Below are 15,022 nucleotides of genomic sequence, written 5' to 3'. Positions count from 1 at the left end.
GGGATTTGCCGTGCAGAGGTCTCTTTTCAGACATTTACCATAATTACCCTACTCGTTTGCCTTGGCACCCCCTTTGCCATGGCAAAAGAAACGCCGGACAATGAAACATACCTTAAAGCAAAAGCATCGTTCTATGTCATAGACTTGCCAGACTACCTCCCGCTCTGGAAGCGTATCGGTCTCTCGGATGGAGACCGTTTATCCACGTTTGACGAACCGATCGTCGCACCCATGACTGAAATAATTATGGGAAAACAGCTTGATAATGGTCTGTTTGTGGAAGCCAGAGGTCGATTTTCCTACACCGAACCAGTACAAACCGATGATTTCAAAGCGCAGGGCCGATATAATAAAATCGGATATTTCCCGGCATCAGGTTTTGCCTCTGGAGAATCGGCATCAGGAACGAGTGGGACTGCATACACCAAGACGGAGCTGCAGTTTCTTCAACTGGGTGGCGAATTGCTGATTGGATTCGATTGTCAGGCTTGGGAACAAAACATCGAATTGTTTGGTGGATACTGGGGCATGAAGCTCGATCAGAAGTACTCACTCGACTATCAATCCAGCACAGGAGACCGCATGTCGATGGTAGATAACGTCGACACGACCTATAACGGTCTTCTGATTGGTGGCAGGACTGATAAGGATTTTGGCCCACTCAGCCTATCAGTGGAAACAACCCACGGCATCGGCTATGCTTCTGCAACCCACACTTCTCTATTTTCCAACCCTAGCTTGGATGGAGACACTGTCTCGAGTAAGGGCCATGGGATTGCTTACCGAGCCACTTTGGAAGGAACACTTTCTACCAACCTGTTGAAGGAATTGGGGATAGGACTCACTGGCGGTTTACAATACCTTTCCTACGTTCCTCAAATGGTTGGGAGCGGCGAAGCGGAAGCTCTCGGAAGTCCGTATGGCCCGGCCAGCCCGGCCCACATACGCGGCAGGGATTCCGTGGCTGGCTCCCTCGGCCTGAAACTGTCCTATTCGTTCTGATCCTGTCCCTACGAGGACAACCACTTCAACCACACCTTGCGGGTGCGGGGGCCGTCGAATTCGCAGAAGTAGATTTTCTGCCAGGTGCCGAGCTGGAGGTTGCCGCCTTCGACGATGACGAGTTGATCGCAGCCGAACATGCTGGACTTGATGTGCGCATCGGAGTTGCCCTCGGCGTGACGATAGTCGCCCTGGTGCGGGACGAGCTTGTTCATGTTCACCGTGATGTCGCGCATCACATCCGGATCAGCGCCTTCATTGATGGTGATAGCGCCGGTGGTGTGCGGACAATAGAGAAGCAACGCGCCATCGGACCAGCCGTTGTCGTTGATGATGCTGCGAACTTTTCCGGTGATATCGAGCAATTCCTCGCGGTGGTGTGTCTGAACCTGCATTATTTCCATGATGATCTCCTTTGGAACTGTTGAATAACACTCAACATATGATCGATGGGCCTAGCCTGCGGCATTGCGGATCGCATCCAGGAAGCGGGAACGCAATGCGTCTCTCATCAGCGCCTTTTTGACCGGGCTGAGTTTGAGAAATCCACCCAACACAGAACGCATGAAATTCTCGGCCTTGCTGTTCGGGTTGTCAAAAATCAGATGCTGCAAGGTATCACGTTCCAGCGATTGAATCAGCACACGCTCAAAGGAATCTTCCGGGTGAAAAACCTTCTGTTGTCGTTTGTGCAGCTCCATTGACTGCGGCTTGCATTTGAGCGCACACACGCCGCACCCCAGGCACAGTTCCGAATCGACCACAGCGTACCTGGCACTTTGCCCTTCCGACCTGACAGGGCGTTCCTCCAGCCGGACAGCATCAATGGGGCAGGCCCGAACACACTTGCCGCAACCGTTACAGGTATCGGTGTCACATTCGGCAATAAACGATGAAGAAACAAGTATGCCCGGATACCCCTGCTTGATGCCGTGCATGAGATTGCAGCAGCAGCCGCAGCAATGGCAGACGAATCCGGCATCCTGCTTCACGTTGTCCGTGGACAGGGTAAAGCCCAGTTCCTTGGAGCGGGCAAAAATATCAAGCATTTCCGCCTTGGAAGCCTCGCGGGCAAATTCATTGCGGACGAGAAAATCAGCAGCCGCCCCCATGGAGGTACATGTTTCCAGCGGCACATCACAGCCTCGGGTGCCAAGGTGCTCCTTTTCGTGCCTGCAAGCGCAGACCCCGACGGCAAAACGATCATGGGCATCGATGAGCGCAGCCGCCTTTTCGTAATCAAGAATCTCCACATGATCGTGTTCATGGAGTGTTTCTTCGTAGGGGAGCGCCCGCATCACCGAAACCTGCTGGCCGTTGCCAAAGTTGGCTTCGAGAAACGCATTGTCACCAAACATGTAGGCCTGAAAGAGTTCAGCCCATTTGGCAGGAGCAATGTCGCCCTTGGTGCGCATCATGGAGAATTCAAAAAATCCGATGACGATGGGCGAAATCATGTACTGGTACTTTGCACCGTCATGAATATCGCACACCAGCCCTTTGCCGCACATATCCGGGAGCAGCCGATGAAGACGAGCCTCATCCATTCCGCTTAAAGTGGCGATGCGCTCGATGGTCGACGGTCGGTAGGGCATCCGCGTGACCAGATCTGCCTCTTCCGGCGTATATAAGGACTCAAGCATGGCCCGCATGGCCGGAGTCCAGGGCATCCGCACCGGTGTATTGTCGAGCGTGCGCCCCAGTTGACGATAGATGTCTTTAGCGATGATGTGGCCCATGGCCGTTGATTACAGAATCCGGGAGGTATTTACAATGAGGAGTAGCCCGTTAACCCGATCTTCCAACAGTGCTACTTTCTGGTTCGCAGAGCTATCTTGAGCGCCAGAAAGACCGCACCTACGAGAAAGACGGCGCCGGAGAGCCACAACCACAGAAAGCTATGGCTCTGCTCTTCAGCACCAGGCACAAACCATCTATTTTTTAGATAGTCTCTTTCCTCTTTGGTGATCTGAGCCAAACCGTCATTGATGACGCCAAGGAGCTCTGTATTCCCTTTGCGAACAGCCCCATGAATCTGCAATGTTTCCAGAATCGCCGCTACCCGATACTCAACGGGCTCAGCACGCTGGTTGTTTTTTAAATGGAATGTAGGGAGATAGACGACAGCTCCATCGACTTCGCCCCTGACAAAGGCTTCGAGCAAAGCCTGCGGCGTGAGATATTCGCTTAACTGCACATCAGGAAACCGATCCAACACGAGCTGAGCGGAATGAGCTTCCTTGACGGCACCCACAGTACCTGCCTTGAAATCACTATCCACGTTACCTTTCTGGCCGGGTTTGACAACAAGCACGGTCTCTATGTCGAACAGAGGGTGTGTATAATCGAACAGTTGTTGTCGCTCTTCGGTTTTGACAAGGCCCCCATGAACATCAGCACCACCATCTGTCACCAGCGGGATAGTCTCTTCCCACACACCCAGTTTGAACCGAACAGGAATTCCTGTCTTGTTGGACCAGAGTCTCCAGAAATCAATGGTCAACCCTTCAGGCCTTCCGCTTGTTCCCATGAAGCTCAATGGACGGGCATCCTTGGTGTACGCGACGGTAATGCCGTTTTCCAGATACTGCTCTTTGGAACCAGCCACTGCAACAGTAACGATCCCCAGTACAAATAATATGAATGCTATTATTGCATATCTCATCGAATCCATCCCATTACTCCCCATACAACCGCTACCACGCACAAAACACCTCATGACAGCAACTTCCACTCTACGAGCAGAAAACACCGGCAGGGCATCAAAATCTCCCCCTCACTATATCAAGCAATTTATGTTTTAAGGGATATTATAATGATTGGCAGGTCTTCTAAGTCTTGTTGTTTTCATTTTCTCTTTGTCTCCTTTTGTCATGACATTCCAAGAGTTTTTGGGAACGTCACAAGCCACCACCCAAAGAGACATTATTTCCTGAACATGTGACTAAAGCCCGTGTCGTAAAGCAATGATTTTGTTTCAGCGGAATCAATCCGGCCTTGCCCGGGCAGAATCAGAAAAACGGTCTGTCTGGTAAAGCTGTTGGACCGGGAATCTGCGGCCAAACGGGACAGCCGGGTCTCGACAATTTGCTCTTCCGGCCACCCGACGCGATAGGCCATGACCACCAGTGTTTCCTCATGCAGGCCGCCAGCCTCCAGTTCCTGCTGCACTCCTTCGGGATCGCCAGCAGACAGATAAATGCACATGGCCGAACCATGGGCTGCAAGGGAGCGGAGATTTTCGGATTCCGGCACCGGGGTCCTGCCCGCGATACGGGTGAAGATCAAGGTCTGCGTGATTTCCGGCACGGTGTAGGATCGACAGGCAGATGCGGCAGCGGCAAATCCGGCTGTCACTCCGGGAACAACCTCATATTGAATGCCTTCGGCATCCAGCAGCGCCATCTGTTCGCGAATGGCACCGAACAGGGCGGGATCGCCCGTGTGCACCCGCGCCACCACGCCGCCATTGCGTACCGCTTCAACCATCATGGCATGGGTCTCCTCAAGGCTCATGGGAGCGGAGTCCGCCACCGTGGCATCCGGTCCGGCACAGTCCACAACCGCCTTGGGGACCAGTGAACCGGCATACAGAACCAGATCGGCCTCGCTGATGAGCCGTTGCCCTTTGACCGTCACCAGTTCGGGATCACCGGGACCGGCTCCAATGAAATATACGTGCGTCTGCGACATGGTATGCCTTTGATTGTTTGTTCGCGGAAAACGGCGCCATTCTGCAACAAGATGCAGGTGGAGTTAGAATAATTCAAACCAGTATTGTTTATCAGTTTGATCCTGTGCTACAGTAAGCATCCGCTTATGCGGAACATTCAATGAAACAAAGGAGCGCTGATGCTGCCAGAACCTTACGATAGAATACATGCGGAACTGATTAAATTTCTGCCCGAGAAGAGGGTGTATACCGACTCCCTTCGCACCCTGGCGTATGGCACGGATGCCAGTTTCTATCGCCTCATCCCCAAAATCGTTGTGGATACCGAGTGCGAATCCGAAGTAATTCGTATACTGGAGATCGTCAACACCTTCGAGGTGCCCGTGACCTTCCGGGCGGCCGGGACCTCTCTTTCCGGTCAGGCCATCAGTGATTCCATCCTGATCCGTCTGGGCGAAGGTTGGAGCGGCTTCGAGATTCTGGACAAAGCCAAGAAAATCCAGCTGGAACCCGGCATTATCGGCAGTCATGCCAACCGCATACTCGCGCCCCACGGCAAAAAGATCGGGCCGGACCCTGCCAGTATCGATACCTGTAAAATCGGCGGCATCGTTGCCAACAATGCTTCAGGCATGTGCTGCGGTGTGGCTGAGAACTCATACAAAACCCTCGACTCCATGCGCATCGTCACGGCAGACGGCACGGTTCTGGACACCGCCGACGAGGAAAGCCGCGAGTCATTCAGGCGCAGCCACGGCGAACTGCTGGACGGCCTGATGAAACTCAGAGCAGCGGTTCTCGACAACAAATCGCTGGCCGATCGCATCCGGCGCAAATCCAAGATCAAGAACACCACCGGTTACAGCCTTAATGCCATCGTGGACTTTGAAGACCCGTTCGAGATTCTCCAGCATCTGCTGGTCGGTTCCGAAGGTACCCTCGCCTTTATTTCCAACGTCACCTACCGGACCGTGGTCGAGCATCCGCACAAGGCTTCGGCCCTGATGCGTTTCCCCGACATCCGCTCGGCCTGTGAGGCGGCCACAATCTGCCGTTCCATTCGTGTTTCCGCCGCCGAGCTCATGGACCGCGCCGCTCTTGCATCCGTACAGGACAAGCCCGGCATGCCGCCCGGACTGGCAGACCTCGGCCCGGATGCCAGCGCCCTGCTCGTCGAGGTACGCGGCAAGGATGAAATCACGCTGCAAAAGAAAATCGACACGGTCCTCGATGCCGTAAAAGACCTGCCGAGCGTCACCCCGCACGAGTTCACAGCCGATCCCATTGAGTTCAACTCGTTGTGGAATGTTCGCCGCGGGCTCTTCCCTGCCGTAGGCGCTGTCCGTCAGGCCGGAACAACGGTCATCATCGAGGATGTCGCCTTCCCCATCAAGGATCTGGCGCAGGCCACTCTTGATTTGCAGGAGTTGTTCACCAAACACGGCTACGACAATGCCATCATTTTCGGCCATGCCCTGGAGGGCAACCTGCACTTCGTGTTCACGCAGGATTTCAACATCCAGTCCGAGGTGGACCGCTACGCCGCCTTCATGGACGACGTGACGCACATGGTTGCCGAAGAGTACAAGGGATCGCTCAAGGCCGAGCACGGCACCGGCCGCAACATGGCCCACTTCGTCGAACTGGAGTGGGGCCGCGAAGCCTACGAGCTGATGGAAGAAATCAAGCGTCTTTTCGATCCCAAAGGACTGCTCAATCCCGGCGTCATCCTGAATGAAGACCCGCAGGCCCACCTCAAGGACCTCAAGCCGTTGCCGGTGGCCGACGATATCATCGACAAGTGCATCGAGTGCGGCTTCTGCGAACCGATATGTCCGTCCAGGGAACTGACCCTGACCCCGCGCCAGCGCATCGTGGCCTATCGCGAGATTTCCCGCGGCAAACTGGAAGGGGTGGATTCGAAAGAGTCCATGGAGGCGTTCCGCAAATCCTTCGACTATGACGGCGAAGCCACCTGCGCCGCTGACGGCCTGTGTGCGACACGGTGTCCGGTAGCCATCAACACCGGCAAATTCATCAAGGTGTATCGTTCATGGGCGCGGAGCACCTGGGAGAAGCGTATCGCCTCCTTCACCGCCAGCAGCTTCGGCGTCACCACCGCCGCCATTGGCGCGGCCCTGCGCGTGGCAGGCGGCACCCACGACCTGCTGGGCGACAACATCATGTCCAAGTCAACCGCGGCACTGCACAAGCATACCGGCAAACGCATCCCCCAATGGAATACCTCCATGCCGAGGGCTGCGACCAAGCCGACTCGCACCGGCACACCGCAAAGCGACCGGAAGGTTGTCTATTTCCCCAGTTGTGTTTCCCAGCACATGGGGCCGGAGAAGCGGGATACCGACAAGTCGGCCCTGCGCGACCGGACCCTGAGTGTACTGGCAAAAGCCGGATACGAAGTCATCCACCCGGAGAACATGAACTCTCTGTGCTGTGGACAGCCGTGGGAATCCAAGGGATTGATCGAACAGGCCGACAAGAAGCTCTCGGAACTGGAATGCGCCCTGCGCACTGCCAGCAAAAACGGCGAGTACCCCATACTGTGCGACACCAGTCCCTGCCTGTTCAGAATGCAGGAACATATCACCGGCCTGACACTGCTTGAGCCGGTTCAGTTCGCCCTGACCCATCTGGTCAGCGAGCTGGAGTTCACCCCCATCAACAAGCGCGTGGCTCTGCACGTGACCTGCTCCACTCGCAAAATGGGACTTGCCGCCGAAATGGAAGATCTGGCCCGCCAGTGCGCCCGTGAAGTCGTGGTTCCCAACGATGTGTACTGTTGCGGTTTTGCCGGAGATCGCGGATTCAACTACCCTGAACTGAACGAGTCCGCCCTGAAGGACCTGCCCGGGCAGTTGGACGGCTGCACCGTAGGATACTCCACATCGCGCACCTGCGAAATCGGCCTGTCGCTGCACGGCGGCATCCCGTACAAGAACTTCATGTTCCTGCTCGACGAAGCAAGCTGGCCGAAATCATAGCGACAGTTTGCCATCACCACGGTTTTCGATAGAGGAAACCACCGGATAAACAAGAACGCCCCCGCGCAGATGGTACTGTCTGCGCGGGGGCGATGATTTACTATTTGTGCTGTCGGCCTACAGAATCTTGCGAAGAAAGGCGGGATTCTCGCGCAAGCCGTTCACGGCAATAAGCGCGCACGCTTCGGCGTCTGACCCGGCATGGTGATGGTTCAGGGCAATGCCGAGATAGTCACAGACCGCGTTGAGCTTGTTACAGGCGAGCTCCCAGGTCTTTCGCGACAGCTGGACCGTACAGAGAAACGGCTGGGCCGGGGTTACGCAACCGGCTTCCCGGCAACAGGTATTGAGCACAGATTTGTCAAAAGCGGCGTTATGCGCCACCAGAAAATCCGCCCCCTCGAACAGATGTTCGATCTCCGGCCATATCTCGCCGAACGAAGGTTCATCACAAACATCTTCCCAGTAGATGCCATGAACACGAACACAATAGGGATTGAATTTCTTGCGCGGTGGCCGGATCAACCGGTATTCACGCTCAACAATTTCGCCTTTGTCCACCACCACGATACCAACGGCGCAGGCAGAGTCGCGCTTGGGATCAGCGGTTTCAAAATCAATGGCGACAAAACGGGTATTATCAATGGTGTGAGCCATGATGCAGGTATCCTTCGAGTAATTTCGCCGAGTGGTGCGCCTGTGCCAGCCAGATAACTCCAGACAAATGCCAGAAAAATCTCAGAAGGCCCGAACCGGCTGAATGAACGTCAACCGACGACAGTCGCTCACCGACAGAAAATCCTATACTGCAAGGCTGCTCAAAAGTGAAGGCGCAGGAATATCCGGCGTCGACTAAACGAGCCCCGACAGGTCGTAGGTGTCCGCTTTTTCTATCTCCACATCCACGATGGTCCCTGGCGTCAACTCGGTCTCGGGCGGGGCGCTGACATAGGTGACACCATCCACTTCCGGCGCCTGGAACCATGTTCGTCCGATATACAGCCCCGGCCACTCGTCCGATGGCTTCTCGATAAGTACAGGCAATGTCTCACCAACGTACTCGCTCAGGATTTCTTCGCTGATGTTGCCCTGCAACTCCATGAGCGCATCACGGCGGTACTGCTTGACCGCATCGTCCACCTGATTATCCATGGCCGCGGCAGGCGTGCCGTCTTCGGGCCAGTACGGGAAGACACCCAGATGGTGGAATCGGGTCTTCTCCACAAAACGCATCAGGTGCTCGAAGTGCTCATCCGTTTCGCCGGGATAGCCCACAATGAACGTGGTACGCAACGCAGCATCCGGGAAGAAGCGACGAACGCGGTCCACGACCTTTTCCGGGTTGCGTGCAAAAGGGCGGCCCATGGATGAGAGCACATCCGGGTGCGCATGCTGCAAGGGGATATCAAAGTAAGGCAGAAACGGTTTGCCGACTTCCTGCAAAAAGGAGAGCAGTTTCTCGGTCAGTCCGGCCGGATACAGATACATGATCCGCAACCACTCCAGCCCGGAGATTTGGGACAGCCCTTTCACGAGGGGGACGAGGTTGTCCCCGGTGTCGAGATCAGAGCCATAGGCGGTGGAGTCCTGCCCGACGACAATGATCTCCGGGACTGCCCGGGCCAGTTCTTCGGCTTCACGCACCAGAAAATCCACGGGCCAGCTCTTGTGAGGACCGCGTATGGAGGGAATGGTGCAGAATCGACAATTGTGCGAACACCCTTCGGAAATCTTGAGATAGGCGTGTCCGGGGCCGGTGGAAAGTCTACGCGGCGTCCCCTGCTCCACAGGAGCCTGCAACGCATCGGAAACCAGCGAAGGCCACAGCTCGATCTCCTCGGTGTTCAGCCACAGGTCCACTTCGGGCAGTTCTTCCTTGAGGTCCTGCCCGTACCGGCTGACCAGACATCCGGCCACAGCCACCAGCGGGCGTTTTCCATCGGCGTCACTCCCGGCCTGTTCCTCGGCATCGCGGATCGCTTCGAGGATGGTATTCACGGACTCTTCGACAGCCGGCTGGATGAACCCGCAGGTGTTGATCAGGGCGAGATCGGCTTCGGCAACGGATTCCACCGGAACCATGGCTTGCCCCAAGGTGCCCAGCAACCGTTCGGTGTCCACCCTGTTTTTGGGACAACCGAGGCTCACCGTGTGCACTTTGATTGAAATAATTGGAGATTGACTCATATCTTTATCCTTTGAAAAGGCAATGTAAATAGACTAGGGCGTGTCGACAATCATTCTGAGATTTGCTATACTTCTTGGCAGGAGGTTGGCAGTGCAAAAAAGACACGCTCTACGCGACGATCAGTGGGATAAAATCAAAGAATATCTTCCAGGAAAACAAAGTGACTGCGGTGTAACTGCAAAAGATAACAGGCTATTCATTGATGCAGTCATGTGGATTGGCAAGACAGGGGCGCCTTGGCGAGATTTGCCAGAAAGCTATGGCAAGTGGTCTTCGGTCCATAAGAGATTTATCCGCTGGGCCAAGAAAGGTGTATGGCAAATGATCTTCAACACGCTTGCGGTAGACGCTGATACTGAATGGCTCATGATTGACAGCACAATAGTGCGAGCTCATCAGCATTCGGCTGGCGGAAAGGGGGCACCTCCAGCAGTCGGTGGGGAAATCTAGAGGAGGGTTTTCAACGAAAGTCCATGCTGCCACAGATGCTCTCGGATGTCCAACTAAATTCATATTAACACCTGGAAATACAGCGGATTGCAGTATGGCGATTCCGCTTATTGAAGGACAGGCTGCCGAGCATGTCCTTGCTGATAAGGGCTATGATTCAGATGAAATTGTAATGGCAATTGAAGCCATGAATGCCAATCCGGTTGTCCCTCCTCGCTCTCACAGAAAGACAAGGCGAACATATGACAAACATCTCTATAAGGAGCGAAGTGCTATAGAGTGTATGTTTGGAAATTTAAAACAGTTTCGAAGGATTGCAACACGATACGACAAGCTGGCGACGTCCTATCTTGCTTTCGTGTACGTAGGAGCAATGTGGCTGTGGCTGAAGTGATTGTCGACACACCCTAGTATTGGTTGTGCAGTCCTATGTGGGAAATGCAAGAGTGCACTACGTTCCGATTGGAGGTCAATTTGCTTCGCGACGATTATCACGACGGGAAGCGGTATGTCATCGGTGTCATCGGCGACATCCCTGCCCTACTGACATTCTGGGAGATGTTCAAGGACCAGAGCAATGACGAGGTTCTCAAGGAGATCGGCGTCGTGGCTGCGGCGTTGCCCGGCGAGACCGTGCTGCCCACAGCCTACGACATGGATCGCTCCATCCCCACGTATGCAGGATTCAAGAAAATGCTCGACGCGCACCCCGAGATCAACATGGTCATCGAAGCCACGGGGCGTAAGGCGCTTGTTTATGAACTGCGCCAGTACCTGCCACCTTCCATTACCCTTGTCGAGCGCGGGGCAGCCAACTTTTTCATCAATCTGCTCAGTTCCAACAAGCTCTGGGTGGCCTGCAAGGTCGATCTGTTGCACACCCAGAACATGCTCAAGACCATCATTGACCAGATGGACGAGGAAATACTGTTCCTCGACAAGGACGGCAACGTGATGGACGCCAACCAGACCGTCTTCCGAAAGACCGGCAAGAAAAAGCGTCAACTGGTCGGCAAGGCGTATTGCGAGATTTTCACCACCACCGAAGACCCCGAATGCAGTAGTCGCAAGGACCCGGTTCGGGAAACCGTGCGCACCGGCGAGCCAGCCGAAAGCCTGACATCCGTAGTGGATGGAACAGGCCGGATGCTGTACTACCGAATTTACACCCAGCCGATCATGGATGAAGACGGCCAGATCAACCATGTGGTCGCAATGCGCCGGGACATCACCCAGCGCACCTCCATGGAGCAACGCCTGCAACAGGCGGAAAAACTTGCGTCTGTTGGCGAACTTTCCACCTACATGGCCCATGAGATCCGCAACCCGCTCTTCACCATCAGCGGCTTTGCCAATTCACTGGTCCGCTCTGAATCCATTGACGAAAAGGCCCGCGAAAAGCTGACCATCATCCTCAAGGAATCCAAGCGACTTGATGATGTTCTGCGCAATCTCATGAATTTCACCCGGCCCACTTCGGCCCAGGTCAGCGAGGTCGACATCAACCAGTTGATCACCGCGACCATGGACGTCATGAGCCTGCCGTGTACCAACCAGAACGTCACCGCCACCATTGATCTCGACCCGGACCTTGCCAAGGTCAAGGCCAACCCGGACCTGATCAAGCAATGTCTCATCAATCTGGTGAAGAACAGCCTTGAAGCCATGAAGGACGGGGGCAAGCTGTTGGTCTCCTCGACCATGAACACGGATTATGTCCACCTGACAGTGGAAGACACCGGCCACGGCATTCCGGCCGATATCCGCGACCAGGTGTTCAGCCCGTTCTTTTCCACCAAGGGCAAGGGCGCGGGACTGGGGCTGGCCCAGATTCACAAGATCGTCGACGAGATTGGCGGCGCAGTGGATCTGATCAGCAAGGAGCATATGGGCACCAAGGTCATTCTGCATCTGCCCCCGCTGCTGGCGGTTGCACAAGAAGACGAGTCCGAGTAAAAGACTCCCTCCGAACAACAACACAGAGGGAATTATGGATACCATCGTCCTTGCGACCAACAACAAAGGCAAAATCAAGGAACTGTCCGTCATGCTCGAACCATTTGGCGTGACGGTCAAAAGCCTGGCCGAGTTTCCCGAAATCGGCGACATCCCCGAGACCGGAGAGACCTTCAAGGAAAACGCGTTCATCAAGGCTCGGACCGTGGCCGAGATCACCGGTCTGGTCGCTGTAGCCGACGACTCCGGCATTGAAATCGATGCCCTGGACGGCCGCCCGGGAGTCTACTCCGCCCGCTACGCCGGAGAACACTGCGACGATCACGACAACAACGAAAAGATGCTCGCGGAAATGAAGGACGTACCCGAAGAGAAGCGTACCGGTCGCTATCGCTGCGTCATGGCAGCCTCGGCTCCCAACGGTCAGGAGATCGATACGGACGGTGCCTACGAGATTCGCGTGGGTCATGGATACAAAGGTGATGGCGGCTTCGGCTACGATGTCATCGTCATCGATCCCGAACTCGGTTGTCATGTTGCCGAGCTGGACCCCGAAGTCAAAAACAAACGGTCCCACCGCGGCAAAGCCATGCAGAAACTGCTCGCGCTGTGGCCTGATTTCTGGGAACGAGCCCAGTCATAAAATGATACACGGCGGGAGAGGCGACCGAACGTGGTAACGCATCCCGCCGAATTGTTTTTTTCACGCCGGACAACCGACTTACCGAGCACCCCGCTCCACTGGAGGCCCCATGCGTCTGTTCATCGGCTTGAGCGTACCGGATCTCTACCGGGACAACGCCCGGTCCATGATTGATGCAGTGCGGGCAACCACGCCCTCAAAAGTAAGCTGGACCAAACCGGAAAACCTCCACCTCACCCTCAAGTTCCTCGGGAACGTCGATGCCGCGTCACTGCCGGCCATCATCGAAGCCCTGTCGGGGATTCGGTTCCCGGCATTCACCATGCGGGCAGGCGGCGTTCACGCTTTTCCCGACAAAGGCAAACCACGCGTTCTCTGGCTTGGGTTGAAGGAAGGGGCTGCGGAATGTGCCGATCTGGCTGACCTGATCAATCAGGCCCTTGTTCCCGCAGGATTCGAGGCCGAAGAGCACCCCTTTCGCAGTCACATCACCCTTGGCAGGGTCAAACGGTATGAGGGCGACGATTTGCGGGCAGAACTGAGAAGCAGGGAAATACCGTGGCCGCCGTTCACCGCAGAGAATTTTACTCTATGGAACAGCGATACACTGCCGGAAGGACCGGTATATACACCACAGGCGAAGTTCACCCTGTGTTGACCCTGCCCTTCCGATACAAGAATTGAGTTCTACTTCACCACACCAAGCAGGCCGTTGATGGCCGCCATGACCGACTGTTCTTTCACAGCCGTACGATCACCATTGAAGCGGTAGGATTTGGCACGCGACCCACCCGGCCATGCCCAGGCCATCCAGACCGTTCCCACGGGCTTGTCCGGCGTACCGCCTGACGGACCGGCTATCCCGGAAATGGCAACGGAAAAATCCGCGCCCACGGTTTTCAGCACGCCCTCGGCCATGGCAAGGACCACCGGTTCGGAGACCGCGCCATGCTTTTCCAACACCTCGGACGAAACGCCCAGCAGGTCGGATTTCACCGCATTGGCATAGGCCACCACCGACCCGGCGAACCAGTCGGAGCTGCCCGCGACATCGGTCAAGGTGCTTGCCAGCAGTCCACCGGTACAGGACTCGGCCGTAGCCAGCACATTGTCATGCACCTTCAGACATTCGCCCAGCTCGGCAACCGCTCTCGAAATCAAGTAAGTATCCATGGTAATCCTCCGAAGGCAGTTCTACAAAATACCTTAACTTGTTGCAATATGTATGGCCTCACGGATACCATGAGGCCATGGTCACCACGCCCTCAGACATACGAAAACTCGCTATCAGGCGACATCAGACCACATGGAACTGGACCCTGCACTTTGCCGCAATCATCGGCTTTTGCCTGACTCTGCTCACCCACAGCTATATACTGCTCGCCTGTAGTGTTATCCTGTTCGGTGCCGGTTTTTTCCATCTGAATCTCCCCGTGCTCAAGGATAATCGCTGGACGCGGTTCGTGGACCGCGCCGTGGAATGGGAAAAGAACTGGATCGCCGCTCCCTGGAACTTCTACAAGATATGGCGGTTCACCGTTGTTCTTTTGCTGGCCGCAGTGGTCATATGGGCACTCTGGACGCGGGACGCCGTTGTGCTGGCCCTGTTCGCGGGATTCGGATTTCTGGTTCATGTCGTGCGTGACAACATGGCAGGTGGCATCAAACCATAGGGAAAATATGGACCATTTTCCCAGGTGGTGCTATCTTTCAAAATAGCAAAACCCGGAGGATACATATGAGCGATGAAAATAGCTGCAAGCAATGGCTGAATGAAGTCAACTGGGACATGATTCACGAAGATGCAGTGACACTGTACCTTGAGTGGGGCAACAACAATTATCGCGACGCCATGCGCTCGCCTGTCACCAAGAGTGGCGAATACTCCATTTATTTCGCCATCGATACCTGGGAAGAGCCGAAGGTTGTTCTCATGAAGATGGACAACTACGGCTCCACCATCCTGTGTGCCAAGAAGATCCCCGACGATCTCGCCAAGGAACTGAAGGAAGAGATCAAGGGCATCAAGGGCATCCTTGAACTGACGCCGTCCATCAAGGAATGGCTCATGAAGGAACTGGAAGCCTAGTCGGAACCGTACATTACAA

Annotated in this window: 15 protein-coding genes; 8 read left to right on the top strand and 7 right to left on the bottom strand. The window is 55.2% G+C overall.

Annotated features, from left to right (window positions below; genetic code table 11):
- Positions 1–78 precede the first annotated feature (78 nt).
- On the top strand, positions 79–1,002 hold the full coding sequence (locus tag DPRO_RS12205) for a hypothetical protein (protein ID WP_097012292.1): 924 nt from the start codon (positions 79–81) through the stop codon (positions 1,000–1,002).
- A gap of 8 nt (positions 1,003–1,010) precedes the next feature.
- Here the strand turns inward: DPRO_RS12205 and DPRO_RS12200 are convergent, their stop codons facing one another.
- The 4 genes from DPRO_RS12200 to cobM all read right to left on the bottom strand — a co-directional run bounded on the left by DPRO_RS12200 (position 1,011) and on the right by cobM (position 4,695).
- Positions 1,011–1,406, bottom strand: a complete 396-nt coding sequence (locus DPRO_RS12200) for a secondary thiamine-phosphate synthase enzyme YjbQ (protein WP_097012291.1) — start codon at positions 1,404–1,406, stop codon at positions 1,011–1,013.
- A 51-nt stretch (positions 1,407–1,457) separates the two neighbouring features.
- Entirely contained in the window at positions 1,458–2,741 is a 1,284-nt protein-coding gene (locus DPRO_RS12195) for a 4Fe-4S dicluster domain-containing protein (protein ID WP_097012290.1), read from the bottom strand.
- A gap of 71 nt (positions 2,742–2,812) precedes the next feature.
- Positions 2,813–3,676 carry a transporter substrate-binding domain-containing protein gene (locus DPRO_RS12190; RefSeq protein WP_157917465.1) on the bottom strand — a complete coding sequence of 288 codons (864 nt, stop codon included), beginning with the start codon at positions 3,674–3,676 and terminating at the stop codon, positions 2,813–2,815.
- A gap of 251 nt (positions 3,677–3,927) precedes the next feature.
- Positions 3,928–4,695, bottom strand: a complete 768-nt coding sequence (gene cobM, locus DPRO_RS12185; RefSeq protein ID WP_097012288.1) for a precorrin-4 C(11)-methyltransferase — start codon at positions 4,693–4,695, stop codon at positions 3,928–3,930.
- A 159-nt stretch (positions 4,696–4,854) separates the two neighbouring features.
- Between cobM and DPRO_RS12180 the strand changes: the two genes are divergently transcribed.
- On the top strand, positions 4,855–7,677 hold the full coding sequence (locus tag DPRO_RS12180) for an FAD-binding and (Fe-S)-binding domain-containing protein (RefSeq protein ID WP_097012287.1): 2,823 nt from the start codon (positions 4,855–4,857) through the stop codon (positions 7,675–7,677).
- Positions 7,678–7,794: 117 nt separating this feature from the next.
- Here DPRO_RS12180 and DPRO_RS12175 read toward each other — a convergent pair whose 3' ends face one another.
- Both DPRO_RS12175 and rimO read right to left on the bottom strand, forming a co-directional pair.
- A complete protein-coding gene (locus DPRO_RS12175) occupies positions 7,795–8,334 on the bottom strand; it encodes a 3'-5' exonuclease (protein WP_097012286.1) in 540 nt (179 codons plus the stop codon).
- A gap of 195 nt (positions 8,335–8,529) precedes the next feature.
- On the bottom strand, positions 8,530–9,864 hold the full coding sequence (rimO, locus tag DPRO_RS12170; RefSeq protein ID WP_097012285.1) for a 30S ribosomal protein S12 methylthiotransferase RimO: 1,335 nt from the start codon (positions 9,862–9,864) through the stop codon (positions 8,530–8,532).
- A gap of 91 nt (positions 9,865–9,955) precedes the next feature.
- Between rimO and DPRO_RS12165 the strand changes: the two genes are divergently transcribed.
- The 4 genes from DPRO_RS12165 to thpR all read left to right on the top strand — a co-directional run bounded on the left by DPRO_RS12165 (position 9,956) and on the right by thpR (position 13,572).
- A protein-coding gene (locus tag DPRO_RS12165) for an IS5 family transposase (protein ID WP_097010290.1) occupies positions 9,956–10,709 on the top strand; the annotation gives its coding sequence in 2 pieces (ribosomal slippage) (positions 9,956–10,293 and positions 10,292–10,709; 756 coding nt in all).
- An 80-nt stretch (positions 10,710–10,789) separates the two neighbouring features.
- Complete coding sequence (locus DPRO_RS12160; RefSeq protein ID WP_232005574.1) at positions 10,790–12,271, top strand: two-component system sensor histidine kinase NtrB; 1,482 nt, start codon at positions 10,790–10,792, stop codon at positions 12,269–12,271.
- A gap of 34 nt (positions 12,272–12,305) precedes the next feature.
- Positions 12,306–12,914, top strand: coding sequence for an RdgB/HAM1 family non-canonical purine NTP pyrophosphatase (gene rdgB / locus DPRO_RS12155; RefSeq protein ID WP_097012284.1), 609 nt, complete (start codon positions 12,306–12,308; stop codon positions 12,912–12,914).
- A gap of 109 nt (positions 12,915–13,023) precedes the next feature.
- Positions 13,024–13,572: an RNA 2',3'-cyclic phosphodiesterase gene (gene thpR, locus DPRO_RS12150; protein WP_097012283.1), complete on the top strand. Its 549-nt coding sequence runs from the start codon at positions 13,024–13,026 to the stop codon at positions 13,570–13,572.
- A 29-nt stretch (positions 13,573–13,601) separates the two neighbouring features.
- Here the strand turns inward: thpR and DPRO_RS12145 are convergent, their stop codons facing one another.
- Positions 13,602–14,087, bottom strand: a complete 486-nt coding sequence (locus DPRO_RS12145) for a CinA family protein (protein WP_097012282.1) — start codon at positions 14,085–14,087, stop codon at positions 13,602–13,604.
- Between the two features lie 77 nt (positions 14,088–14,164).
- Here DPRO_RS12145 and DPRO_RS12140 point away from each other — a divergent pair, with 77 nt between their 5' ends.
- Positions 14,165–14,587, top strand: coding sequence for a hypothetical protein (locus DPRO_RS12140; RefSeq protein WP_097012281.1), 423 nt, complete (start codon positions 14,165–14,167; stop codon positions 14,585–14,587).
- Between the two features lie 65 nt (positions 14,588–14,652).
- A complete protein-coding gene (locus DPRO_RS12135; protein ID WP_097012280.1) occupies positions 14,653–15,003 on the top strand; it encodes a DVU0772 family protein in 351 nt (116 codons plus the stop codon).
- Positions 15,004–15,022: the final 19 nt, after the last annotated feature.

The organism is Pseudodesulfovibrio profundus, assembly GCF_900217235.1.
In the GTDB taxonomy this organism is placed as follows: domain Bacteria; phylum Desulfobacterota; class Desulfovibrionia; order Desulfovibrionales; family Desulfovibrionaceae; genus Pseudodesulfovibrio; species Pseudodesulfovibrio profundus.
This window is presented reverse-complemented; position numbering and strand designations above follow the sequence as displayed.